Origin of the sequence: Brevundimonas sp. NPDC092305, assembly GCF_044755415.1 — a bacterium.
Lineage (GTDB): Bacteria > Pseudomonadota > Alphaproteobacteria > Caulobacterales > Caulobacteraceae > Brevundimonas.
In genome coordinates, this window is sequence record NZ_JBIVQY010000002.1 from 769,731 (window position 1) to 793,435 (window position 23,705).

Below are 23,705 nucleotides of genomic sequence, written 5' to 3' on the forward strand. Positions count from 1 at the left end.
GACGCAGACCGGGCCGCAACTCTATCCGCCGCAGATAACGCAGCTTGGCGGGCGACCGCGCGAGCGGCTAGAAGCGAACCTCGTCATTCAGGAGCGCCTTCGGCATGGCCGCCATCATCGACTTCATCTTCTTCCTCATAAACGCGCTGCTGAACCTGTTCGTGATCGCCCTGATCGTCAGCGCGGTTCTGAGCTGGCTGCTGGCGTTCGATGTGGTCAACTATCGCAACCGCTTCGTCGCGGGACTGGCCAACGCGCTGGATCGCATCACCGGGCCCGTGCTGGCTCCGTTGCGCCGGATCATTCCGTCGCTGGGCGGGATCGACATCACGCCGATCATCATCATCATCGTCATCCGCGGCATCCAGACGATCCTGCTGCCGGCCTCGCACGCGGCGATGCTGAACCTGATCGGCGGGTATTGAGGCCGGAGGGCCACGCTGTGTGCGATTGCGAACGGGACGGCTTGCGTGACGGGCGTACCGTCCTAAGGTGCCGGTCCCTTCGGGCCCGGGGCCCGCAAACCGACCGGACTTCATGAGTACGATCCGAACCGTCGCCATCATCGGCGCAGGCCAGATGGGCGCAGGCATCGCCCAGGCGATTGCGGCGGGCGGCTATGAGGTGAAGCTGTACGACGCCGCCGGCGACCGCGTGCCTGTGGCCGTGGCCTCGATCGCGGCGTCACTGGCGCGTCAGGCGGCCAAGGGCGGCGTTGCGCAGGCGGACGCCGACGCCACCCTGCGGCGCATCGGCGCGGCCGGCTCCATCGCCGAGGCTGCAAAGGCCGATCTGGTCATCGAGGCGGCGGTCGAGGACGAGGCCGTCAAAAAGGCGATCCTTGCCGAACTCGTTCCGCACCTGGGACCGGACACCCTGCTGGCCACCAACACGTCCTCGATCTCGATCACGCGGCTGGCCTCGTCGACCGACCGGCCCGAGCGGTTCATCGGCCTGCACTTCATGAAGCCGGCGCCGGTGATGAAGCTGGTCGAGATCATCCGCGGCATCGCCACCTCGGCCGAGACCTATGACGCCGCCGTCGCCTTCGCCGAGAGCCTGGGCAAGACCACGACCAACGCCGAGGATTTCCCCGCCTTCATCGTCAACCGCATTCTGGTGCCGATGATCAACGAGGCGATCTACACCCTGTACGAGGGCGTCGGGAACGTGGAGTCGATCGACAAGGCGCTGAAGCTGGGCGCCAACCATCCGATGGGTCCGCTGGAGCTGGGGGACTTCATGGGACTGGACGTCGTGCTGGCCATCATGAACGTGCTGTACGAGGGGCTGGCGGATTCGAAATACCGGCCCTGTCCGTTGCTGGTGAAATACGTCGAGGCGGGCTGGCTGGGGCGCAAGTCCGGCCGCGGCTTCTATGACTATTCCGGCGAGACGCCGGTCCCGACGCGATGATCCCCCAGCTCGAGCGCCCCGAGCGATTCCCCGGCCAGACGCGGGTGTCGTGGCGGCGCGAGCCGTGGCGGGTCGCCGTCGCCGCCGTCGCCGGGGCCCTGTGGCCGCCGCTGGTGCTGACCCTGCCGGTCTGGCCGCCGCACAACTGGATCCCCGGTCTGGAAATGGACTGGCGTCTGGCCGTGCTGGTGATCGGCTTCGCCGCCGTCCCGGCCGGGTTCTGGATGATCAATCGCGAGCGCAACCGCAACAGCCGCCCCGCGACGCGGTTGGGCGTGGTCTGGCGCTTCATGTTCTATGGCGGGCTGCTGGCGGCGGGCATCGCCGCATCGGTCGCCGTCGGCAATCTGCTGGCCCAATGGATCAGCTCGCAAAGCGTGGGACAGGCTCTCGGATCGACGGCGAGCACCCTGCTGATCTTCGGCGTCGGCCTGTTGCCGGTCGCGGTGCTGGTGGGCGTGTCCTATGCGCTGTGGGCCGGTCTTTGCGCCGCCTTCATCGCCTTCCAGCCCCAGCCGGAAGTGCGCGACCGCATGGGCGTGATGGCGCGCGACGCCCAACGCTGATTTGCGGTTTCCCCTGTGCGGAAATGATGTAAAGCTCGCTTGTCTTTGACGAGGGGCCGCCGATGACAACAGACGCCATTCAGGGCGGTGACGCCGCGATCGGACCGGTCGCGCCGAAGGACCGCATCTTCACGCTCGACATGCTTCGCGGCTGGGCCATCCTCGGCATCCTCGCGGTCAACGCCATGGCCTTCGCCTGGCCGGCGACGCTTGTGATGGGCGGCATGCACATCGCGCCCTTCCCGCACGACCAAGCCAACATTCTCGGCCACTGGGCGACCGACGCCTTCTTCCAGGACAAGTTCCGCTCGCTGTTCTCCATGCTGTTCGGCGTGTCGATCTTTCTGATCGGCGGCGAGCGGTATGACGAGACGCGGGGGCCGTTGCTGACGCGGCGGCTCATGTGGCTGGGCCTGTTCGGTCTGATCCACGGCTTCGTCTTCTGGTACGGCGATATCCTGCTGCACTACGCCTACACCGGCCTGCTGGTGATGATGGTGCGGTCGTGGTCGGCGAAAAAGCTGATCTGGACCGGCATGGCCGTGAACGGCGTCTTCGCCATCCTGTCGCTCGGAATGTCGCTGTTGGCGGGCGGCCTCAGCGGAGGCGGGCAGGGTCAGGGCAATCCTTTCGCCGCGACCCCGGAACAGCTTCAGGCCGTGATCGACGCCTACCGGTCGGGCTGGCCGGCGGGTCTGATCGAGAACCTAAAGGCCGCGCTGATGCTGCAGACCATGAGCGTCATGCTGATCCCGATCACCGGCGGGCTGATGATGCTGGGGCTGGGCCTGTTCAAGGCGGGCTTTCTGACCGGGCGGTCAGCGACGTGGATCTATGCGGTCGTGGGCCTGATCGGTGTCGCCGATCTGGTCGGCTTCGCCTGGTACGACTGGCTGATGCTGTCTGCGCCGCGCGGGGCGCCGGATCCCACACACGGTGTGGCGGACGCTTTCGGCAGCTTCGCGCCATTGATCACCCTGGGCTACGTCAGCTTGCTGATCCTGATGACAAAGTTCGGGCTGCGGGCCCTGACGGCGCGGCTGGCGCCGGTGGGGCGGATGGCCTTCACCAACTATCTGACCCAGACCCTCATCATGGCGACGCTGTTCTACATGCCTTGGGGGCCGCACTGGCTGGGCGATCCCGCCTGGGGGCCGGGGCGGCTGTGGATCGTGATCGGCGCGATCTGGGTGCTGCAGCTGATCTGGTCGCCGCTGTGGCTGTCGCGGTTCCAGATGGGGCCGCTGGAGTGGCTGTGGCGCTGCCTGACCTACGGACGGCGCGTGCCGTTGACGAGGCCGGCCGGCTGACCGTTGCCGGGCGGCGGGCGATGGCTTAATCGCGCGCCATGACTGACGCCGCCCCTCCTCGCCCCGAAGCCCGCAATCCCAGAGGGTTCGCCGACCGGCGCGGCCGCGATCTGGTCGCCGAGCGGCGGCTGGTCCAGCGGGTGTCCGAAGTCTACGAGCGCTGGGGGTTCGAACCGCTGGAGACCGGCGCGTTCGAATACGCCGACGCGCTAGGCAAATTCCTGCCGGACGCCGACCGGCCGAACGAGGGCGTGTTCGCGCTTCAGGACGACGACGAGCAGTGGATGGCGCTGCGCTACGACCTGACCGCGCCCTTGGCGCGGTTCGCGGCGCAGTCGTGGGAGACCCTGCCCAAGCCCTTCCGCCGCTACGCCTTCGGGCCGGTGTGGCGGAACGAGAAGCCGGGCCCCGGGCGTTTCCGCGAGTTCGTGCAGTGCGACGCCGACACTGTCGGTTCGGACCGGCCGGAGGCGGACGCCGAGATCATCGCCATGGCCTGCGAGGGCCTGCAGGCGGCGGGGCTGTCCAGCGATCAGGCGGTGATCCGTGTTTCCAACCGCAAGCTGTTCGACGGCCTGTTCGAGGCCGGCGGGGTTACAGACCCGATCCAGAAGCTGACCGCCCTGCGCGCCATCGACAAGTTCGATCGACTGGGCTGGGAAGGCGTGTCGGCCCTCTTGGGTGAAGGGCGGCTGGATGAGTCCGGCGACTACACCAAGGGCGCCAATGTGCCGCTGGGCGTGGCGGCGACGATCGAGGCGTTCCTGGCCTCTGCCGGCGATGGCGCCCTGTCGCGCGCGGAGACGCTGGAGCGGGTGGCACGCGCCGGCGGGCTGGGGGCGACGGGCGAGGCGGCGCTGGAGGAGCTGGCGGCCATCGACCGCGCGTTGACCGCGATGAAGGTCGGCAGTTCGGCGGTGAAGTTCGACCCGACCATCGTGCGGGGGCTGGAATACTACACCGGCGCGGTCTTCGAGGCGGAGTTGCTGCTGGAGACGACCGACGACAAGGGCCGCGCGGTGCGGTTCGGCTCGATCGGCGGCGGTGGTCGCTACGACGACCTGGTGGCGCGATTCACCGGAGAAAGACTGCCGGCGACAGGCTTCTCGTTCGGCGTATCGCGGCTGGCGTCGGCCCTGCGCGCGGCCGGGCGAGGCGGTGAGGACGCGGCGCGTGGACCGGTGGTGGTGATCGTCTTCTCTGACGCAGATATGCAGGTCTATCTGGATGCGGTGTCCGAGTTGCGCGCGGCGGGGATCGCGGCCGAGCTCTACCTCGGCCGGGCGGGCATGAAGGCCCAGATGAAGTATGCGGATCGCCGCGGCGCCCCGGCCGCGGTCATCCTCGGCGGCGACGAGATCGCGGCCGGGCAGGTGACGATCAAGGATCTGGATGCGGGCCGCGCGCTGGCGGCCGGCGTAACCGACAACGAGGCGTGGAAAGCCGAGCGGCCCGGGCAGCTTCTGGTCGCTCGCGACGAGCTGGTGAGAACGGTTCGCGGCATCGTCGGAGCCGCGCACACGGTTGCGTGAGTTACCGGCGATAACCTAGCAAAAACAGCCGTTTCAATCCCGCTGTCATTGACTTTGGGGGCGGACTGTCGTCAATCTGTCGTCACTCGAGAGGCGCGGCGTTCAGACGCAGCCGTCTCCCGGAGGCGTTTCGGGGAGGAAACGTCCGCTCCGTAGAGAGCGAAAGAAAGCCCGCCGCGACGTATCCCCCGCGGCGGGCTTTTTTGCGCCCGAAGCCCTGCGGTCGGAACACCGCTTTTTCTAGCAATTCCGGGCCGATTCCCTATATCCTGACGGCTGTTTCGCGCGAGAGATTCGTGCGGCTTTCACAGACCGCTCCGGGCCTCTGGCAGCCCGCTATTCCGGGCCCGGTTCAGGGCCGTTTCATCGATCGAATTCATGACCGACCAACTGCCCGACGACGACGTTCCCATGGCCGAATACGGCGCCGACTCCATCAAGGTCCTGAAGGGCCTCGACGCGGTGCGGAAACGTCCGGGCATGTACATCGGCGACACCGACGACGGCTCGGGCTTGCACCACATGGTCTACGAGGTGGTCGACAACGCGATCGACGAGGCGCTGGCCGGGCACGCTGATCTGGTTCAGGTGATCCTGAACGCCGACGGCTCGGTGACGGTCACCGACAACGGCCGCGGCATCCCGACCGACATCCACGAGGGCGAAGGCGTCTCGGCGGCCGAGGTCATCATGACCCAGCTGCACGCGGGCGGTAAGTTCGACCAGAACTCCTACAAGGTTTCGGGCGGCCTGCACGGTGTGGGCGTGTCGGTGGTGAACGCCCTTTCGGACTGGCTGGAGCTGAAGATCTATCGCGACGGCAAGGCGCACCAGATGCGCTTCGAACGCGGCGATACGGCGAAGTCGCTGGTCGTCACCGGCGACGCGCCGATCCGGACGGAGGGCGCAAAGGCGGGCCAGCCGCTGACCGGCACCGAGGTGACCTTCTATCCGTCGGTCACGACCTTCAGCCACATCGACTTCGATCTGAAGACGCTGGAGCACCGGCTGCGCGAGCTGGCCTTCCTGAACTCGGGCGTGGTGATCAAGCTGCGCGACGACCGGCATGCCGAACCGTTCGAGGAAATCCTGCACTACGAGGGCGGGGTCGAGGCCTTCGTCCGCCATCTGGACAAGTCCAAGTCGCCGATCCTGAAGGACGTCATCGTCATCCGCGGCAAGAAGGAAGGAATCGAGCTCGATCTCGCCCTGTGGTGGAACGACAGCTACCACGAGACCATGCTGTGCTTCACCAACAACATCCCCCAGCGGGATGGGGGCACCCACCTGTCGGCCTTCCGCGCGGCCCTGACCCGGGTCATGGGCGGGTATATCGAGTCAGCCGGCGCGGCCAAGAAGGAGAAGGTCTCCGTCTCGGGCGAGGATGCGCGCGAGGGCCTGACCTGCGTCCTGTCGGTCAAGGTGCCGGATCCCAAGTTCAGCTCGCAGACCAAGGACAAGCTGGTGTCGTCGGAAGTACGTCCGGCGGTCGAGGGGCTATGTCAGGAAGGTCTGGCGACCTGGTTCGAGGAGCATCCGGTCGAAGCCAAGCAGGTGGTCGCCAAGATCATCGAGGCCGCCGCCGCCCGTGAAGCCGCCCGTAAGGCGCGCGACCTGACGCGGCGCAAGTCGGCGCTGGAGATCTCCAGCCTGCCTGGCAAGCTGGCCGACTGTCAGGAACGCGACCCGGCCAAGTCCGAACTCTTCATCGTCGAGGGCGATTCCGCCGGCGGTTCGGCCAAGCAGGCCCGCAATCGTGAGAACCAGGCGGTGCTGCCGCTGCGGGGCAAGATCCTGAACGTCGAGCGCGCCCGGTTCGACCGCATGCTGTCGTCTGAACTGATCGGCACCCTGATCCTCGCGCTGGGCACCGGCATCGGACGCGACGACTTCAACGCCGACAAGCTGCGCTATCACAAGATCATCCTGATGGCCGACGCCGACGTCGACGGCGCGCACATCCGGACGCTGCTGCTGACTTTCTTCTATCGTCAGATGCCGGAGCTGATCGAGCGCGGCCACGTCTATATCGCCCAGCCGCCGCTCTACAAGGTCGCCAAGGGCAAGCAGTCCCGGTACCTGAAAGACCAGTCCGAGATGGATTCCTATCTGATCGAGGAAGGCTCGTCCGAGGCTGAACTCGACCTGCCGACCGGCGAGCGCCGCACCGGGCGGGATCTGCAGTCTCTGGTGCGTGAGGCCAAGGCCTTCCGGGCCGGGGTGGACCGTCTGAGCCAACGGGCGCCGACGTTCGCGATCGAGCAGGCGGCGCTGGCCGGACTGTTCGACGAGGCGGGCGAGCCCGCGGAGCGCGCCGCCGCCGCCGCCGACCGTCTCAACCTGTTCGCCGAAGAGGGCGACGGTCCTTGGTCCGGGTCTTCCGGCCCGCAAGGCGCGATCGTGTTCGAGCGCACCCGGCGCGCGGTGACCGAACGCATCGTGCTGGAAGAGACCCTGATCCGGTCGCTGGACGCCCGCCGTCTGGCCGAGCGGGCCCATGCCTTCGACGGCCTGTTCGCGAAGCCCGCCGTCTTCCGCCGCAAGGAGAAGGCGACCGACGTGCGCGGGCCGCTGGACCTGCTGGATGCGGTGCTCGATGCCGGCAAGAAGGGCATCTCGATCCAGCGCTACAAGGGTCTGGGCGAAATGAACCCTGAGCAGCTGTGGGAGACCACGCTCGACGCCAACGCCCGCACCCTTCTGCAGGTCAGCGTCGAGCATCAGGAGGACGCTTCCGACCTGTTCGCCAAGTTGATGGGCGACGTGGTCGAACCGCGCCGTGAGTTCATCCAGGAAAACGCGCTGGACGCCGCCGTCGACGCGTGACGGCGGCCGGCCTCAGGGCCGGCCGGTCTCGATGAAGGCCTGAAGGGTCGGGAAGGATGTCGGGCTGCGGGCGTTGTCGCAGGCGATCGTCTTTATGAAACCCGGCGGGGTCGACGGGTTGACGTTTTCCCACGCCGCGTCGGCCTCGGGATAGTCGCCCGTCTCGACGCCGGCGTGATCGAATTCCTTCGCGCCGGCAGTCCGCCACTTCGAGGCGGCGCATTGAAACTCATAGGTCTCAATCGTGTAGGAGACTTCAGCCGCCGGAGTCTCCCGCGGGACTGAAGCGACCCGCATCGAGGTGATGTCGCCGGTCAAGGTGATGCTGTCGACGTCGGCGAGATAGGCGGTCGTCTGACTGCGGGAATAGGTCATCCAGCTTTCGGCCGAGGCCGGTGTGGCGACGGCGATGGCGGCCGCGCACAGGATCATGGTCTTCATCACATCCTCCCCAGGAACACGGATATGATGCGCCGCCGGACGGCTTTGGCAAGAGGGCGCGGCGCCTAGCCGACCAGCACCGGCGCGGCTTCCCGCCCGGGGCAGAGAACCTGATGCACGGTCACATCGGCTTCTCCAAGAGACAGCCCGAGCGGAGTCAGAACCCTCTCGACCACACCGTCGAGAACCGGCCCGACCGGCGCAAGAACCCGGCCCACGGCGCCGGCGACATCGCCCAGTCCCAAGCCAAGGCCCAGCGCCTGTACCTTCAGGTCCGTGCGGCCCAGCAGGGACGAAACCAGTCCCGACGCGAACTGCCGCGACCTGATGGTCCGACTCTGCTGATCCCGGATGGCGATGTCGTCGAAGGCGAGGGGTGAGAACGCCTGATCCGCAGCCTGCAGGTCCGCGGACCCGGTCACCGACACCAGACCGGCGACGCTGAGCAGGGGCGCGGGGCGGACGGTCAGCGGCGTAGCGAAATCGTTCAGACGCGCCTTGTCGACGGTACCGAGGCGCGCCCGCGCCACGCCTGTTCGCGCGTCGATCCGAACCTTCCGTGGCGTCTCGCACCGGATGTCGCCCAGACGCGCCTCGGCGGATGCGAGTTCGATGAGAACGGGGGCCTTGATCTGGGCGAGGCCGGCGACGGCGTTGGCGGTGCGGGCTTCCAGATAGAGCCGGGCCTGCGCTGTATGGATGATCGGGTTTCCATTGTCGGTCACAGTGAGCCAGGGGGATATTTCGGGGCGTTGGCCGATCGCCAGCCAGACGTCCACCTCGGCCAGACCGGCGTCGGCCCCGAGGTCGAGCGCGACCTGTCGCCCGGCCCCCGCGATTTCGATCACCGCGCCAGCGATATCGAGCGCCGATACGGAGGCGTCGACACCGCCTTTCAGGGCCTGCGGAGCGTCCGCGTGCAGTGCGATCAGGTCGCCCACCCTGATATCCCGCCCGGAGGCGGCGCGGACGAGGGCGTTCAGGGCGGCATCCGCACCCTGCGAGGCGTCCTCCACCGCGCGCAAGGCGTCGCCGGCGTCCACACGGCTGTCCAGCAGGGCGTCATAGTCGCCGGCCTTGACGTCGGCATGCGTGGCGAGGCTGTCGGCGAAGGTCAGCAGGTCGACCTTCGCATCGGCGAGGGCGCGGTAGTCCATCACGCTGAGACTGATCTGGCTGCCGGTCAGGCCGCCGAGAACCTGATTGGCGACGCCGCTGTCGAGTCGCGCCAGCCGGGAGCCGATAGAGAACATCGCCTGCGGTCGGGCCAGCGGCACGGCGGCGACGCCGGTTCGGGTCAGGGTGACGGTGTCCCGACCCAGCAACAGCCGGCCGAACCACAGGGGCGCCGGGCCGGTGGCGGTGACGCGCGCGGCGTTCGGGGAAACATTCGCTGAGGCGGTCTGAAATCGATCCTGAGGCTTCACCGTCGGCTCATCGCGATAGAGGCCAACCGTCGTGACCACAGCCTCCACTTTTGCATTCGCCCGCGCAGTGGCGTCGCCCGCGGCAGACGCGCGATCCAGATCCCGGGCGGCGGCCAGCGCGCCGAGATCTGCGGCCGATTGCAGGCGACGGGCGTGCAGGGCGATGGAGCCGCCGTCAACGACGACGGCCGCCGTCAGACAGGCCAGCAGGCCGCTGATCCCACCCATGATCGCCACGCCGCCCTGACGGTTGGAGAGGAAGCCGGAACTGTTCATCAGTAGCCTCCCACGAGCACGGTGGATGTCCGCGTGATGGTCCGGGGCGGAGGCGGCACGAGGGCCGGCAGCGCCATGAACGGGTGCTCGCTCGCGTCGTACGACACGGTCACCTCGATGGCGCGGGTCGTACTGGCGACCGCTACGTCGATCTCGTCGGGCGACAGGATTGTGGCGTCGACGGTGTCAGTCACCGCTGCCCGCGCCAGCATGTCCCGCTCTGCAACGTCGAGCCCGGCCACGGCGGCGCGGGCGCCTTCGGCCGCCAGCGAACTAACTCCCTGCGCCATCCAGAACCAGCCGCCGTAGACGACCAAGCCCATCAGCAACAGAACGAACAGCGGCCCGACAAGGGCGAACTCGGCAGCGATCGCGCCCGAGTTGTGGCGCTCTTTCAGATGACTTGCGAACCTTGACATCAGCGTCCCCCTTCGCATTCAAGGAGACAACTTTTACGCGTATCAGGTTAAACGGCGTTTAAGCGCAAGGGTTGATGTAATGTTGTGTCAGGCTGCTCGTCGCCGAGATACGGCCAGCCCCAGAAGTGGCTTCAGAAGCTGCTCTGAAAGCCACGCCACCACCGGAACCGCTACGCCATCGCCTGTCAGGCGCAGGGCCGCGCTCTCGCTGTGAGGCAACCGGTAGTTATCCTGCAGTCCCATCAGCCGGGCGGTTTCGCGGCCGGTCATCAGGCGCGAGCGGACTTCGCCATTCCGGATGACCAACAGGATCTGTCGACTGGAGCCGCCGGCCGGCGTGCGCAGGCAGCCCGCGCGATCGAAACGCACCTCGGCGCGCTGGACCTTCCGTCCGGCTTCGGTCCGGGTGCGGCGGAAGACGGCACCGACCGCCTCGGTTCCCGAGCGCAGCGCCGTGTCGACCTTGGCGCGATTCAGCGGGGACATCTGGGCCAGCAGGCGTGCGGTGGCGTCATGTTTGCGCCAGCGAAGTGCAGGGGTGTCCGGTTCAACAATCGACGTAAGCGACGCGTTGCTCAGGCCCGGCTCCGGGAGGTTCCACCAGACGATGTGAGACCGCAGGTCTACGGGCAGGGCCTCGACGGCCCGCATTACGGCGGCCGGGTGAAATGTCAGTTCGGGGGCGGGTGAGGCGAGAGCGTCGGGCGCAGCGTCATCCCGCAAGCCAATGACGAAAAGGCGGGGTCGTGACTGGGGCACAAAGAGGTCAGCGTTGATGACCAGAGGGCCGGGGCGGTAGCCGGCCTCGACGAACGTCCGGCAGATGGTTTCGAAATCCTGCCCCCCGCGCGAGGTCAGGGCGCCGCACACATTCTCTATGACTACGAGCCGCGGCGCCCGCCTGTCCGCCGCCAGAGCACGAACGATATCGAAGAAGGCGTGAAAGGTCCCCGACCGTCCGCCCTCAAGCCCGGCTCCTGCGCCGGCGAGCGAGAGGTCCTGACAGGGAAAGGAGCCCCAGACGAGATCCGGCCGGCCGGGCAGGACGCTGGCGTCGAGCGTACCGATGTCGCCGAGATGGAAGTCCTCCCAGCCCCAGTTCTCGCGATAGGCGGCGGCCTTTCCGGGGTTGATGTCATTGGCGAACAGGCAGCGCCAGCCGTCGCCCAGCCCGGCGCGAACCATCCCGCCGCCGGCGAAGAATTCGTAGAAGGCGGGCCGCGCATCGGCGGACGAATCGACCATGCCCCGAGGCTGATCGCGCGGGGCGCCCCTGTCCACCATCAGGCCTTCAGCGCCGACAGTCCCAGCGCGATCGCGCCCAGTGGACCGGCCCGCGATCCGAGACCGGGCGGCTGAACGAAGGCGTCGCCTTCGGCCGAGATCCTCTCCGCGGTCGCATAGCCGGCCAAGCTGTCCAGAAGGGCGGCGCGCAGGCGAGGCAGCAGCCACGGCTGGCCGTCGACGACGCCGCCGCCGATCAGGATGCGCTGGGGCGCGGTCGTGAGCACCAGATTGTGCAGCAGGCCGCCGAGCGCATGCACCGCCATCTCCCAGGCAGGATCGTCGCCCGGCAACTCGTCTCCCGGCCGGCCGGCGCGCAGGGCGATCGCGGGACCGGCGGCCAGTCCCTCGACGCAGTCGCCATGATAGGGGCACCAGCCCGGCCAGTTGTCGCCGGTGAGGCGCCCTACCCGAAGGTGTCCGGCCTCCGAATGACCGAGACCGGCAACGGAGCGGCCGCCTATGATCGAGCCCACGCCAATGCCCGTGCCGACGGTGACGTAGGCGTAGCTGGTCAGGCCCTGCGCGGCGCCCCAGCGGGCCTCCGCGAAGGCGGCGCCGTTGACGTCCGTGTCTATCGCGATCGGAACTCCCAGTCCTTCACCCAAGAGGTTCAGGTCCGCGCCGCTCCAGCCCGTCTTGGGCGTGGAGACGATATGGCCGAACTGCGCGGCGTCCCGATCGAGCTCCAGCGGGCCGAAGCTGGCGATGCCCAGGGCGCTCACTCCCGGTCCGGCCGTCCATCGCTCCAGCACGGTGCGGATGGCGGACAGGGTCGTCTCCGGCGAATCCGTCGGCAGGCGGACCTCCTCGCGCACGTCGTCGGGCCCGGTTGCGAGCACGCAGACACACTTGGTCCCGCCCAGTTCGACACCGGCGATCAGAGGAGGGGAATCGGAGTCGCTCATGGATGGAGCCTGCCCGGTTCAGGCTGCGGGGGCGAGCCGCGGCAATCATCTTGTAACAACCGGGCTCTGTTACAAATCTTGTAAACCGCTTGTTGTGAACGCTCTCAAACCGTGATTACGATCCGGGTGCAGAAGACGAAGATCTTCGCTGGGACGGAATTCGCGGCGGCCTGAGGGGGCCGCATGGGAGGCAGGGAAACTACGACATAGCTCTGCGCGTCGGCGTCGCGGCCTGTCCGCACCGCTGTTCGCGTGGCTCGTGCGCCTATCGGGGACTGGCGCCCCCGCATCCGGAATCACATCGCGTTGTCTATCGCTCGTCGTCGTCTTCACATCAGCTGGGCCGCCCTTTTCGCGACGGGCGTACTGGCCTGTGCGCCCGCAACGGTCGCCGCGCAGGCCGCGCCTCGCGCCGAGGAATCGGCGACGTCGACCCCCGCCCGTGCGGAGGCTCTGCTGGCGCGGATGACACGCGAAGAGAAGCTGCAGCTGATCCACGGCTACTTCCCGCCGATGGCCGACCGCACGCCCGGCGCGCCCGTCGCGGATATGATCCCATCGGCCGGCCATGTGCCCGGCATTCCGCATCTGGGCCTGCCGACCCTGCGTGAGAGCGACGCCAGTCTGGGCGTCGCCAACCAGATCGAACAGCGCAAGGGCGATGTCGCGACCGCCCTGCCGGCCAGCCTCGCGACCGCCGCGACCTTCGACCCCGAGATCGCCTACGCCGGCGGGGCCATGATCGGCTCCGAGGCCCGGGCCAAGCGGTTCAACGTCCTGCTCGCAGGCGGGGTGAACCTGACCCGCGATCCGTGGGCGGGACGGAATTTCGAATATCTGGGCGAGGATCCGCTGCTGGCCGGCGTGATGGGCGGCGAGCACATCCGCGGCGTCCAGTCGAACCACATCGTCTCGACGGTCAAGCACTACGCCTTCAACTCGCAGGAAACCGGCCGGATGATCATGGACGCCCGTCTCGACGAGGCGGCGTTGCGCGAAAGCGATCTGCTGGCGTTCGAGATCGCCATCGAGCGCGGGCGGCCGGGCTCGGTCATGTGCGCCTACAACCGGGTCAACGGCGACTACGCCTGCGAAAGCGACTGGCTGCTGAATCAGGTCCTGAAACGCGACTGGGGCTATCCCGGCTGGGTCATGTCCGACTGGGGCGCCGTGCATTCGACGGAGAAGGCCGCGCTGGCCGGGCTGGACCAGCAGTCGGGACAGGAACTGGACCGCGCGCTGTATTTCGCTGCGCCGTTCGAGCAGGCTCTGGCCGCCGGTCGGATCAGCGAGGCGCGGCTGGACGATATGGTCCGCCGCATCCTGACCGGGGTGATCGAGACAGGCGTCATGGATGCGCCGGTCGTCGAGACCGCGCAGCCGATCGACTACGCGGCCAACGCCGAGGTCGCCCAGCGCGCCGCTGAAAACGGCATCGTGCTGCTGAAGAACGAGGGCGGCGTGTTGCCGCTGGCGAAGACCGCGCGACGCATCGTTCTGATCGGCGGACACGCCGATGTGGGGGTGCTATCGGGCGGCGGGTCCTCGCAGGTCCGTTCGGTCGGCGGAGCGCCCGTTGAGATTCCCCTGACCTCCGGCGCCGCTTCGTCGTTCGCCCGGGTCACCTACCATGCGTCCTCGCCGTTGAATGCGATCAAGGCCGCCGCGCCGGACGCCGAGGTGACCTTCGTGCCGGGCGACGATGCGGCCGCTGCAGCCGAGGCGGCGAAGTCGGCGGATGTGGTCGTGGTCTTCGCCGTCAAATGGATGACCGAGGCGCAGGAGGATGGAAGCCTGTCCCTGCTGGATGGTCAGGATGACCTGATCAACGCGGTCGCCGGCGCCAATCCGCGCACGGTCGTGGTGCTGGAGACAGGCGGGCCGGTGCTGATGCCGTGGCTCGAGCGCGTACCTGCGGTGGTGCAGGCCTGGTATCCCGGCCAGCGGGGCGGCGAAGCGCTGGCGCGCATCCTGTTCGGCGAGGTGAACCCGTCGGGCCGTCTGCCGATCACCTTCCCGCGCGAGGCCGCGCAGGCGCCGCGTCCGGAAATTCCCGGCCATACCGATCTGATGCGCGCCGAGGCGGCTGCGGCCTCGAACCCCGGCGCGGGCGATGCAGGCGGGCTGCAGCCCTTCGCTGTGGACTATGTCGAAGGGTCTGACGTCGGCTATCGCTGGTACGATCGTGAGGACCGGACGCCGCTGTTCCCGTTCGGGCATGGCCTCTCCTACACCAGCTTCAGCTACGCCGACCTGAAGGTCGAAGGCGGCGAGGGGCTGACGGTCAGCTTTGATGTGACGAACACCGGCGACCGGCCGGGGATCGAAACGCCGCAACTCTATGTCGCCGCGCCCGGAAGCGCGCGCCGGCTGGCGGGCTGGGGCCGCCTGTCGCTGCAGCCGGGCGAGACGCGCCGTGTGACCGTGACGGCGGAGCCTCGCGTGCTGGCGGAATACGACATCGCCGCGCCGGGCTGGCGTCTGGGCGGCGATTACCGGGTCATCGTCGGCAAGAGCGCCGGCGACGAGACGCTTACGGGCGAGGCGACGCTTCGGCCGCGATCAATGGAACCTTGAAACCGCACAACAGAGGCGGTTCGAACCTTGGGGAGGAAGTAGGGATGAAGACGGTTTACAGGCCCTGGCTGGCGGCCTTGATGGCCAGCTCCGCACTGGTGTCGCCGGCGTTTGCGCAGGACCCGGGGGCGGGTCAGGAGCCGACGGAGGTCGACGACATCATCGTCACCGGCATCCGCGCCTCGCAGGCGCGGTCGATCGACATCAAGCGCAACGAGACCGCTCTGGTCGACGCCATCTCTGCGGAAGACATCGGCAAGCTGCCCGACGTCACCGTGGCGGACGCCCTGCAACGCGTCGCGGGCATCCAGATCCAGCGCAACGCGGGTGAGGGCGCCACGGTCAACATTCGCAGCCTGCCGCAGGTCGTCACCCTGCTGAACGGCGAGCAGTATCTGTCGCCGGGCAACCTCGGCACCGCCCAGCCGAATCTGAACGACGTGCCGGCACAGCTGATGAGTTCGGTGGTGGTGTTCAAGTCGCAGGACGTGTCGAACGCCCTGTCCGGCATTTCCGGCACGATCGACCTGCGGACCCGCCGGCCGATGGACTTCGACTACGGCCCCAGCGTCTTCGCCACGGCTGAGTATCAGCAGGGCGACCGCACCCAGCAGGACGACTATCTGCTGAACGGCTTGCTCAACTGGCGCAGCGACCGGTTCGGCGTGATGCTGTCCGGCGTCATCAGCAACTCCAACCTCGGCAACAACTACTCCGGCGTCGCCGGCGGCCTGTTCGGCAACAACGACTGGGGCGGCCCTCCCGACGCGGACAACTGGATCGCGCCGCACGGCTATGAGAGCTTTAACCGCGTGGTCGAACGCGAGCGCGTCGGCATCAACGGCGCGTTCCAGTTCGACATTGAAGAGGGCATCCGCCTGACCGGCGAGGTCTTCTACACCCATCAGCAGGAGTATAACCGGGCCGCCGGTCTGAACATCTCCAACCGCTGGAGCGGCGTGACCTGGACCACGCCGACCGAGTTCACGGAAACCGGCGTCAACGGCGGCAACGGCAATCCATGGCTCGATGTGACCGAATACGACCTCGACGTCTGGTGGATGAACTCGTTCACCGTGAACCGGGCCACCGAAAACGAGTCGAAGAACTTCAACCTCGAACTCGACTACGACAAGGGTGGCCCCTTCACCTTCAGCGCGCGCGCCATCAAGGCCGACGCCAACATGGAAAGCATGAACGGCCAGGTGCAGGGCGACCTGTCGAACTGGGAGTACGGCCCGGACCGGACCTTCACCCTGTTCCGTCAAGGCGCCGACCGCACGCGGGGCACCTTCTATCCGGCCTCGATCGCGGCCTTGTACCCTGCATCCCGCTACACCAACGGCGTGGTCGGCAGCCAGGGCGGTCGCTACATCTCGCCGAACCCGTTCGGCTATGGAGCTGACCCGCAGCTGCATATCGACATCGGCGGATCGAAGATGGTCTGGAGCGGCTTCGACCGCGCCACTCCGGGCGGCCTCGGTGTTCGTCCGCTGACGGACTATATGAACAACCTCGACAGCTACACTGTCGGCGCCTACTCGTCCGAGGGCAACCAGCGCAACAACTCGGAGCTGACCGTGGTCCGCTTCGACGGCGGCTATGAGTTCCAACAGGAACCGGCGCTGGGCTTCATCACCCGCGTCGACGCCGGTATTCGCCACAGCGCGCGTGAAGTCGAGATCCGCAACTTCCACCTGTTCTCGGACTTCTACGCCGGTCAGGGCGCGGGCAATCCGCAGGGCTGTTCGGCCCAGTGGAAGGCCATCGACGTCGTCATGGACAATCCGCAGTGTCAGTCGGGCGAGTTCGTCTCCAACCCCGGCTACAACCCGGCACAGCCGCTGGCGACCGCGCCGGGCAGCTGTACGGCGGGCACGGTGCCAAACACTCCGACCTGCTTCCAGGGTTATACGGTCAACCGTCCGACCCTGCTGCGCGAGAACAACAACACCTACTTCCTGTCCGACTACGGTTCGATCACCCAAGGTCTGCCGGGCGTGTGGGTGGCCGATCCCCGTGACTTCGACGACGTCCGTGCCTTCCAGGAGCGGGTGTTCGGAAACGCCTATGAAGTCATCATTCCTGGCAACACCTACGACGTCGATCTGTACGAGGACTCGGCCTATGCCAACGCGTCGATCGCCTTCCGCTCGCTGAGCGGCGACATCGGCGTGCGCATGGTCCGGACCGAGCTGCGGGTTCGCCAGAACCTGACCGGCGACGTGCGGGCGTACGGCGACACCAACAACGACATCGGCGACACCCTGTCGACCCGCAGCTACACCGACTGGCTGCCGACGGTGAACCTGCAGTGGGAGTTCAACGAACGCCTCAAGCTTCGCTTCGCCTATGCCAAGACCATGATCCCGCTGGATCTGGGCAACTACGGCGGCGGCGTTACCGTGACCACCGCCGACTCTCCGGGACCGTCTCCGGCGGACCCGACCGCGCCTCCGATCGGCGTGCGTCGCGTGACCGGCGTGACCTTGGGCGGCGATCCGAACCTGAACCCGTGGCGTTCGGACAACTTCGATCTGGCGCTGGAGTACTATTACGGCCCGGCGACGATGTTCAACGCGGCGGTCTTCCGCCTGAACATCGACAGCTTCGTCACCCGCGCCACCGTTACGGCCAGCGGCTCGTATCCGGACAGCGACGGCGTCATCCGTCGTCTGGTGGATGTGAACCGTCCCGTGCAGGGCGACGGTGGCGAACTGCAGGGACTGGAACTGGGCGCCAAGATCGGTCTGTCGGACTTCATCGACACGCCGATCCTGTCCGACTTCGGCTTCGACGGCAGCTTCACCTATTCGGACAGCACCGCCAACGCCAAGAGCATCGCCGGGGACGACCTGCCGTTCCAGGACAACTCCAAATACTCGACCAACGCCGCGGTCTGGTATCAAGGCGACAGACTTCAGGCCCGCGTGGCCTGGAACTACCGCACGCCGCGCCTGAACGGAAACTTCGGCGGGATCCCGATCTATCAGGATACGTCGCAGTACGTGGACGTGAACGTCACCTATGACGTCAACGACATGGTGACGATCTACGCCAACGGATCGAACGTTCTTGGCGAGATCGAGGAATACTATCTGGAGTTCGAAAAGGGGGCCGAGCAGTTCCACTCGCGCAACCAGTTCGAGCCCCGCTACTCGATCGGCGTTCGCGCCCGGTTCTAAAGCTCTCCTGAGCGGACTGGCCGGCGGCTCCGAAAGGTGTCGCCGGCCTCCTTTTTTGTCGTAAGCATTCGTCATGGACACACGGAGCCAGGGCCCGATCCGATCCGTCGTCATCGTCGGCGGCGGCACAGCCGGCTGGATGGCGGCCGCGGCGCTGGTCCAGCATTTCCGCGGCACGCCGCTGAAGATCACCGTCGTCGAGTCATCCGAGATCGGTACGATCGGCGTGGGCGAGGCGACCATCCCGACCATCCGCCGCTTCTACGGCCAGCTGGGTCTGAGCGACGCCGAGGTCATGCAGGCAACGCAGGCGACCTGCAAGCTTGGCATCCGGTTTCTGGACTGGTCCGGACCGGGCTCTGACTTCATCCATCCCTTCGGCCACTACGGTCAGGACGTGAGAGGGATCGGCTTCCACAATTTCTGGATGCGCGCGCGGGAGGCTGGCGACGGCGTGGCGCTGTCTGACTTCTCGCTGGGCGCTGAACTGGCGCGCCAGGGCAAATTCACCCATCCGTCGCCCAATCCGCCCTCGACCCTGTCCGTGTTCGACTGGGCCCTGCATCTCGACGCCTCGCTCTTTGCCCAGTATCTGCGCAAGTACGCCGAGGCGGGCGGCTGCGAGCGGGTCGATGCGAAGGTGCAGGAGGTTCGTCTGCGCCCCGACGATGGCTTCGTCCGTGCGCTGGCGTTGGAGGACGGGCGCGAGATCGAGGGCGATCTGTTCGTCGACTGCACCGGCTTCCGCGGGCTGGTGATCGGTCAGGCGCTGGGGTCGGGATTTCAGGATTGGGGCCACTGGCTGCCCTGCGACGCCGCCTTCGCGATGCAGAGCGAGAACGAGCCGGGCGACGACCCCCAGCCCTTCACCCGCGTCACCGCGCGGTCGGCCGGCTGGCAGTGGGGCATCCCGTTACGCCATCGCGCCGGCAACGGCGTCGTCTATTCCACCGCGCATCAGAGCGATGATGCGGCCGCGGCCGAGCTGACGGCGAACGTCGTCGGCAAGCCGTTGATGGAGCCGCGCCGCATCCCCTTCCGCCCCGGCCGACGGGACAAGGTCTGGGTCAAGAACTGCGTCGCGCTGGGTCTGTCGGCGGGCTTCCTCGAGCCGCTGGAGAGCACCAGCATCGCCCTGATCGAGACGGGCATCGAGCGGCTGCGTTCGCTGTTCCCGGACCGGTCCTTCGCCCAGCCCGCGATCGACGAGTTCAACGATCAGTCGGCCCGTGAGATGGAGCGGGTCCGGGACTTCATCATCCTGCACTACAAGCTGAACCGGCGTGACGACACGGCCTTCTGGCGCGACTGCCGGGCCATGGCCGTGCCCGACACGCTCCAGCGCAAGATCGACCTGTGGAAGGCGCGGGGCCAGTTCGTGCGCTATCGCTGGGAGATGTTCCATCCCGCCAGCTGGCTGGCCATCTACGCCGGCTTCGAGGAAATGCCCGACGTGATCGACCCGGGCGTCGCCGCCTTCGATATCGGCCAGCTCAGGGACGCGCTGGGGCAGATGCGGACTTCCGTCGCCCGCGCTGTCGCCGAGGCCCCGTCCCATTCCGATTTTCTGGCGTCGCTCGACTGCGCGCCGACCCAGCCCAGGACCTGACGATGGACGCCAAGCCCGGCCCTCTGAAGAAAATCTGCATCGTCGGCGGCGGCACCGCCGGCTGGATCGCCGCCGCGCTGATGGCCGAGCATTTCAAGAGTCGGATGGCGCAGATCGAACTGGTCGAGTCCGACGACATCGGCACGATCGGCGTGGGTGAGTCGACCGTCCCGCCCTTCCTGCAACTGCTGGCCCGGCTGGGCGTCAATGAGCAGGAGTTCGTGCGCGAGACCCAGGCCAGCTTCAAGCTGGGCATCCAGTTCAGGGATTGGCTGAAAAAGGGCGAGAGCTATTTCCACCCCTTCGGCGCCATCGGCACGCCGATCGAGTTCGGCGACTTCTACCAGCTGTGGCTCAAGGCGGCGGCGAACGGTTATCCGGGGCCGTTGATGGATTTCGCCCCGTCGGCGGTGATGAGCCGGGAGGGTCGCTTCACCCTGCCGTTCAAGGCGCCAAGGACCCCGGTCGCGGGCGCCATCTACGCCCTGCACGTGGACGCCAAACGGGTCGCCCACTTCCTGCGCAACTTCGCCGAGGCGCGAGGCGTGACGCGAACCGAGGGCATCGTCGAACACGTGAAGACCCGACCCGACGGCTTCGTCGAAAGCCTGACCCTCAAGAGCGGAAAAACGGTGGAGGCTGACTTCTTCATCGACTGCTCGGGCTTCCGCTCGCTGCTGATCGGCAAGACGCTGGATGTCGAGTTCGAGGACTGGTCGCAGTGGCTGCTGTGCGACCGGGCCATCGCGGTGCAGACGGAGAACGTCGGTCCGCCGGCGCCCTACACCCAAGCCCTTGCCCAGGATTTCGGCTGGCGCTGGCGCATCCCGCTGCAGCACCGAACCGGCAACGGTTACGTCTTCTGCAGTAAATACCTCTCCGACGACGAAGCCACCGCGACCCTGATGAGCCAGGTCGAGGGCGAGCCGGTGGTGCGGCCCATGCCGGTGCCGTTCCGCACGGGCGTCCGCAAGCAGATCTGGAGCAAGAACGTCCTGTCGCTGGGGCTGGCGTCCGGCTTCATCGAGCCGCTGGAGTCGACCGCGATCCATCTGATCTATCGTGGCATGGATTTCTTCTTCCGCTTCATGCCCGAAACCGACTGCGATCCCCGCCTGATCGCCGAATACAATCGCCGCATGATTACGGATTTCGAGGAGATCCGGGACTTCGTGATCCTGCACTATTGCGCGACGCAGCGGGACGACACGCCGTTCTGGCGCGAATGCCGTGACATGGTCGTACCCGAAAGCCTGCAGGCCAGGATCGACCTGTTCCGGGTCAACGGAACGCTGAAAGAAGGCGTCGACGAGCTGTTCCGGAGCGTCAGCTGGCACGCGGTGATGGAGGGGATGGGCGTCCGTCCCCGGACCTGGCATCCGCTGACCGACCGAATCCCGTTCGACGCCGTGCCGGGCGAACTGGACCAGATGGCCGCCGTGCTCCGCCACGCGGTCGCCGGCCTGCCGACGCATCAGCAGTTCATCGACGCCCACTGTTCGGCCCCGAAGGTCGAGCTGGCGCCGCTCGCCGTGTGAGTCGGCTTGCGGACCTACGGCCGGGGCTGACAGAATGAACGAAGCCGAGGGGGCCCCGAAAAGCGTGCGTCGAGCCGTCACTATCAAGCATGTCGCGGCCGAGGCGGGCGTTTCCCTGCAGACCGTTTCGCGCGTCATCAACAACGAGCCCAACGTCCGCCCGCAGGTGCAGGAGCGAGTGCGCGAGGCCGTGGCCAGGCTGGGCTACACCCCCAGTCTGGCGGCGCGGCGGATGGGCGGTTCGCGATCCTATCTGCTGATGGCGCTGAACGATCGCGACCGCACCATCGAGGGCTGGCAGTCGGGCGAAGGCACGGACTGGGTCGACCAGATGCTGATGGGCGGGATGCTGCGCTGCGCCGAGTCCGGCTATCGGATGATCTTCGAGCTGGTGGACACCCATTCGTCCAATGTCGAACGCGAGGTGCAGGGCGCTATCTCGGCGCTGCACCCCGACGGCGTGATCCTGACGCCGCCCCACTCTGACAATCCGCTGATCACCGACCTGCTCAGCCGACAGGGCCTGCCGTTCGCACGGATCGGTTCTGTGGAGCCTGGGGACGGTTTCGCCATCTCCATGGATGACGGCAAGGCGGCCGAGGTGGCGACGGATCACCTGCTGGATCTGGGCCACCGTCGCGTGGCCTTCATCACCGGCAGCGATGAATATGCCCTGAGCGCCGCCCGTCTGGAGGGCTATCGTCGAGCTGTGAAGAACCGTGGCATGCCCTCTGACGACGCCCTGATCGGACGCGGCGACTTCACCTACGAGTCCGGCGAGGCCGCGATGGAGGCCCTGCTGAATCTGGCTGAGCCGCCGACGGGCGTGGTGGCCAGCAACGACCAGATGGCGCTGGCGGCGCTGAAGGTCGCGGGCCGTCGCGGCGTTGCGGTGCCGGAGCAGTTGTCGATCGTCAGCTTCGACGACACGCCCATCGTCAAGTTCAGTCACCCGGCCCTGACCGCCGTCACACAGCCGATCGCGGCCATGGCGGCCGAGGCGGCCAATCTGCTGATCCGCGCCAAGTCGGGCGAGGGCGATCTGCCGACCAGCAAGGTCCTGCCCTTTGATCTCGCGGTCCGTGGGTCCACCGCGCCGCCGCCGCGGCCCGCGTGACCGCTCCGGCCCGTCCCCGACGAAACCTCGGCTACCTGCTGCTCTACGCCCTCGCCTATGGCGGCGGGGTGGTGGCCTACGTGCCGCTGCTGACCCTGCTGCTGCCGGTCAAGGTCGAGTTTCTGGCCGGGCCGGACAAGATCGCGGTGCTGAGCGCTGCGACTCTCGCCGGCGCGATCGCCGCGAGTCTGGCCAACATCGCGGGCGGCATGATCAGCGACCGGGCGATGGACCGTCCGGCGGGGCGCAGGCCCTGGGTCTGGGTCGGGCTGGCGGGAACCGTCGCCTCGTATGGCGTGCTGCATCTGGCGGCCAGCCCCGCGATGGTGATCGCCGGCGTCGTGCTGTTCCAGCTGGCCCTGAACTTCATGCTGGCGCCCCTGCTGGCCATCGCCGCCGATGAGGCGCCGGACGAGCAGAAGGGTCTGGTGGGCGGTCTGTTCGGCGCCGTCTATCCGCTGGGCGCCCTGTCCGGCGTGCTGGTGACGTGGTCGCCGGGGGTAGGCGAGCAGATGCAGTTCGCCATCATCTGCGCGCTCATCGTCGCCCTGATCGCGCCATTCCTCGTGCTCAAGTCCCGCCGCGAACCGGTCGAGGCGGCGGAGGAGGCCGTGGCCGAAAGACGGGCTGGCGGCTGGCGCAATCTGACGCTGGTCTGGCTGGCGCGCCTGCTGCTGCAGATGGCCGGCATCATCCTGTTCGCCTACCTGCTCTATTATTTCGAGACGGTGGATCACGGCATCACCGCCGAGAGTCTGCCGGCGCGGATCGCGCTCCTGTCGGGCATCACCGCGGTGCTCGTGGTGCCGCTGGCGCCCGCGCTGGGACGGCTGTCAGACGTCACCGGATCGCGCAAGGTGATCCTCGCGGCGACGGCCGGGATGACGACGCTGGGGCTGGCGGTGATGGCCCTGCTGCCCGACTGGCCCAGCGCCGCGGTTGGCTACATGCTGTTCTGCTGCGGCTCGTCGGTCTTTCTGTCGATCCAGAACACCTATGCGATGCAGCTTCTGCCCTCGCGCCGGAACCGGGGGCGCGATCTGGGCATCCTGAACCTGACCAACACCATCCCGGCCATGGCGGCGACGATGATGGCCTTCTGGCTGATCAAGGCGGACGATTTCACCCCGCTGCTGATGGTGCTGGCGGGACTGACGGCGCTGGGCGGGACGCTGATGCTGTTCGTCCGCGAGGCGAAGCGGCCGGCCGCTTGACTCACGTATAACTCTGGGGTTATTGGTCCGATCAATAGCCAGAGAGTTATGAGTTGACCC

At 67.3% G+C, this 23,705-nt stretch carries 17 protein-coding genes; 12 read left to right on the plus strand and 5 right to left on the minus strand.

Features of this window, described 5'->3' with window-relative positions:
* Window positions 1–104 precede the first annotated feature (104 nt).
* The 6 genes from ACIQC9_RS14380 (at window position 105) to gyrB (ending at window position 7,650) form a co-directional block, all read left to right on the plus strand.
* Complete coding sequence (locus ACIQC9_RS14380; RefSeq protein ID WP_400617207.1) at window positions 105–425, plus strand: YggT family protein; 321 nt, start codon at window positions 105–107, stop codon at window positions 423–425.
* A gap of 112 nt (window positions 426–537) precedes the next feature.
* Complete coding sequence (locus tag ACIQC9_RS14385; protein ID WP_400617210.1) at window positions 538–1,416, plus strand: 3-hydroxybutyryl-CoA dehydrogenase; 879 nt, start codon at window positions 538–540, stop codon at window positions 1,414–1,416.
* Window positions 1,413–1,982 carry a phthalate transporter gene (locus ACIQC9_RS14390; RefSeq protein ID WP_400617213.1) on the plus strand — a complete coding sequence of 190 codons (570 nt, stop codon included), beginning with the start codon at window positions 1,413–1,415 and terminating at the stop codon, window positions 1,980–1,982. Before ACIQC9_RS14385 ends, ACIQC9_RS14390 begins: the two co-directional genes overlap by 4 nt.
* Window positions 1,983–2,044: 62 nt before the next feature.
* Window positions 2,045–3,292, plus strand: coding sequence for a DUF418 domain-containing protein (locus ACIQC9_RS14395; RefSeq protein WP_400617216.1), 1,248 nt, complete (start codon window positions 2,045–2,047; stop codon window positions 3,290–3,292).
* A gap of 38 nt (window positions 3,293–3,330) precedes the next feature.
* Window positions 3,331–4,824 carry a histidine--tRNA ligase gene (gene hisS / locus ACIQC9_RS14400; protein WP_400617218.1) on the plus strand — a complete coding sequence of 498 codons (1,494 nt, stop codon included), beginning with the start codon at window positions 3,331–3,333 and terminating at the stop codon, window positions 4,822–4,824.
* A gap of 378 nt (window positions 4,825–5,202) precedes the next feature.
* A complete protein-coding gene (gene gyrB, locus ACIQC9_RS14405) occupies window positions 5,203–7,650 on the plus strand; it encodes a DNA topoisomerase (ATP-hydrolyzing) subunit B (protein WP_400617220.1) in 2,448 nt (815 codons plus the stop codon).
* A gap of 12 nt (window positions 7,651–7,662) precedes the next feature.
* Here the strand turns inward: gyrB and ACIQC9_RS14410 are convergent, their stop codons facing one another.
* From ACIQC9_RS14410 to ACIQC9_RS14430, 5 genes are all read right to left on the minus strand, one after another.
* Window positions 7,663–8,091, minus strand: a complete 429-nt coding sequence (locus ACIQC9_RS14410; protein ID WP_400617222.1) for a surface-adhesin E family protein — start codon at window positions 8,089–8,091, stop codon at window positions 7,663–7,665.
* A gap of 65 nt (window positions 8,092–8,156) precedes the next feature.
* Window positions 8,157–9,794 (minus strand): pilus assembly protein TadG-related protein, encoded by a 1,638-nt coding sequence (locus tag ACIQC9_RS14415; RefSeq protein WP_400617224.1) that lies wholly within the window; start codon window positions 9,792–9,794, stop codon window positions 8,157–8,159.
* Window positions 9,794–10,213 (minus strand): TadE family protein, encoded by a 420-nt coding sequence (locus tag ACIQC9_RS14420; protein WP_400617226.1) that lies wholly within the window; start codon window positions 10,211–10,213, stop codon window positions 9,794–9,796. Before ACIQC9_RS14420 ends, ACIQC9_RS14415 begins: the two co-directional genes overlap by 1 nt.
* An 87-nt stretch (window positions 10,214–10,300) precedes the next feature.
* Window positions 10,301–11,458 carry a DNA cytosine methyltransferase gene (locus ACIQC9_RS14425; protein ID WP_400617228.1) on the minus strand — a complete coding sequence of 386 codons (1,158 nt, stop codon included), beginning with the start codon at window positions 11,456–11,458 and terminating at the stop codon, window positions 10,301–10,303.
* Between the two features lie 38 nt (window positions 11,459–11,496).
* Window positions 11,497–12,405 (minus strand): ROK family protein, encoded by a 909-nt coding sequence (locus tag ACIQC9_RS14430; RefSeq protein WP_400617230.1) that lies wholly within the window; start codon window positions 12,403–12,405, stop codon window positions 11,497–11,499.
* A gap of 465 nt (window positions 12,406–12,870) precedes the next feature.
* Between ACIQC9_RS14430 and ACIQC9_RS14435 the strand changes: the two genes are divergently transcribed.
* The 6 genes from ACIQC9_RS14435 (at window position 12,871) to ACIQC9_RS14460 (ending at window position 23,645) form a co-directional block, all read left to right on the plus strand.
* Entirely contained in the window at window positions 12,871–14,982 is a 2,112-nt protein-coding gene (locus ACIQC9_RS14435) for a glycoside hydrolase family 3 C-terminal domain-containing protein (RefSeq protein WP_400617374.1), read from the plus strand.
* Window positions 14,983–15,026: 44 nt separating this feature from the next.
* Complete coding sequence (locus tag ACIQC9_RS14440) at window positions 15,027–18,167, plus strand: TonB-dependent receptor (protein WP_400617232.1); 3,141 nt, start codon at window positions 15,027–15,029, stop codon at window positions 18,165–18,167.
* Window positions 18,168–18,240: 73 nt separating this feature from the next.
* Window positions 18,241–19,776 carry a tryptophan halogenase family protein gene (locus tag ACIQC9_RS14445; protein ID WP_400617233.1) on the plus strand — a complete coding sequence of 512 codons (1,536 nt, stop codon included), beginning with the start codon at window positions 18,241–18,243 and terminating at the stop codon, window positions 19,774–19,776.
* A 2-nt stretch (window positions 19,777–19,778) separates the two neighbouring features.
* On the plus strand, window positions 19,779–21,314 hold the full coding sequence (locus tag ACIQC9_RS14450) for a tryptophan halogenase family protein (RefSeq protein WP_400617235.1): 1,536 nt from the start codon (window positions 19,779–19,781) through the stop codon (window positions 21,312–21,314).
* 64 nt (window positions 21,315–21,378) lie between these two features.
* Window positions 21,379–22,431 carry a LacI family DNA-binding transcriptional regulator gene (locus ACIQC9_RS14455; RefSeq protein ID WP_400617237.1) on the plus strand — a complete coding sequence of 351 codons (1,053 nt, stop codon included), beginning with the start codon at window positions 21,379–21,381 and terminating at the stop codon, window positions 22,429–22,431.
* Complete coding sequence (locus ACIQC9_RS14460; RefSeq protein ID WP_400617239.1) at window positions 22,428–23,645, plus strand: MFS transporter; 1,218 nt, start codon at window positions 22,428–22,430, stop codon at window positions 23,643–23,645. The genes ACIQC9_RS14455 and ACIQC9_RS14460 overlap by 4 nt, the downstream gene beginning before the upstream one ends.
* The last annotated feature ends 60 nt before the right edge of the window (window positions 23,646–23,705 follow it).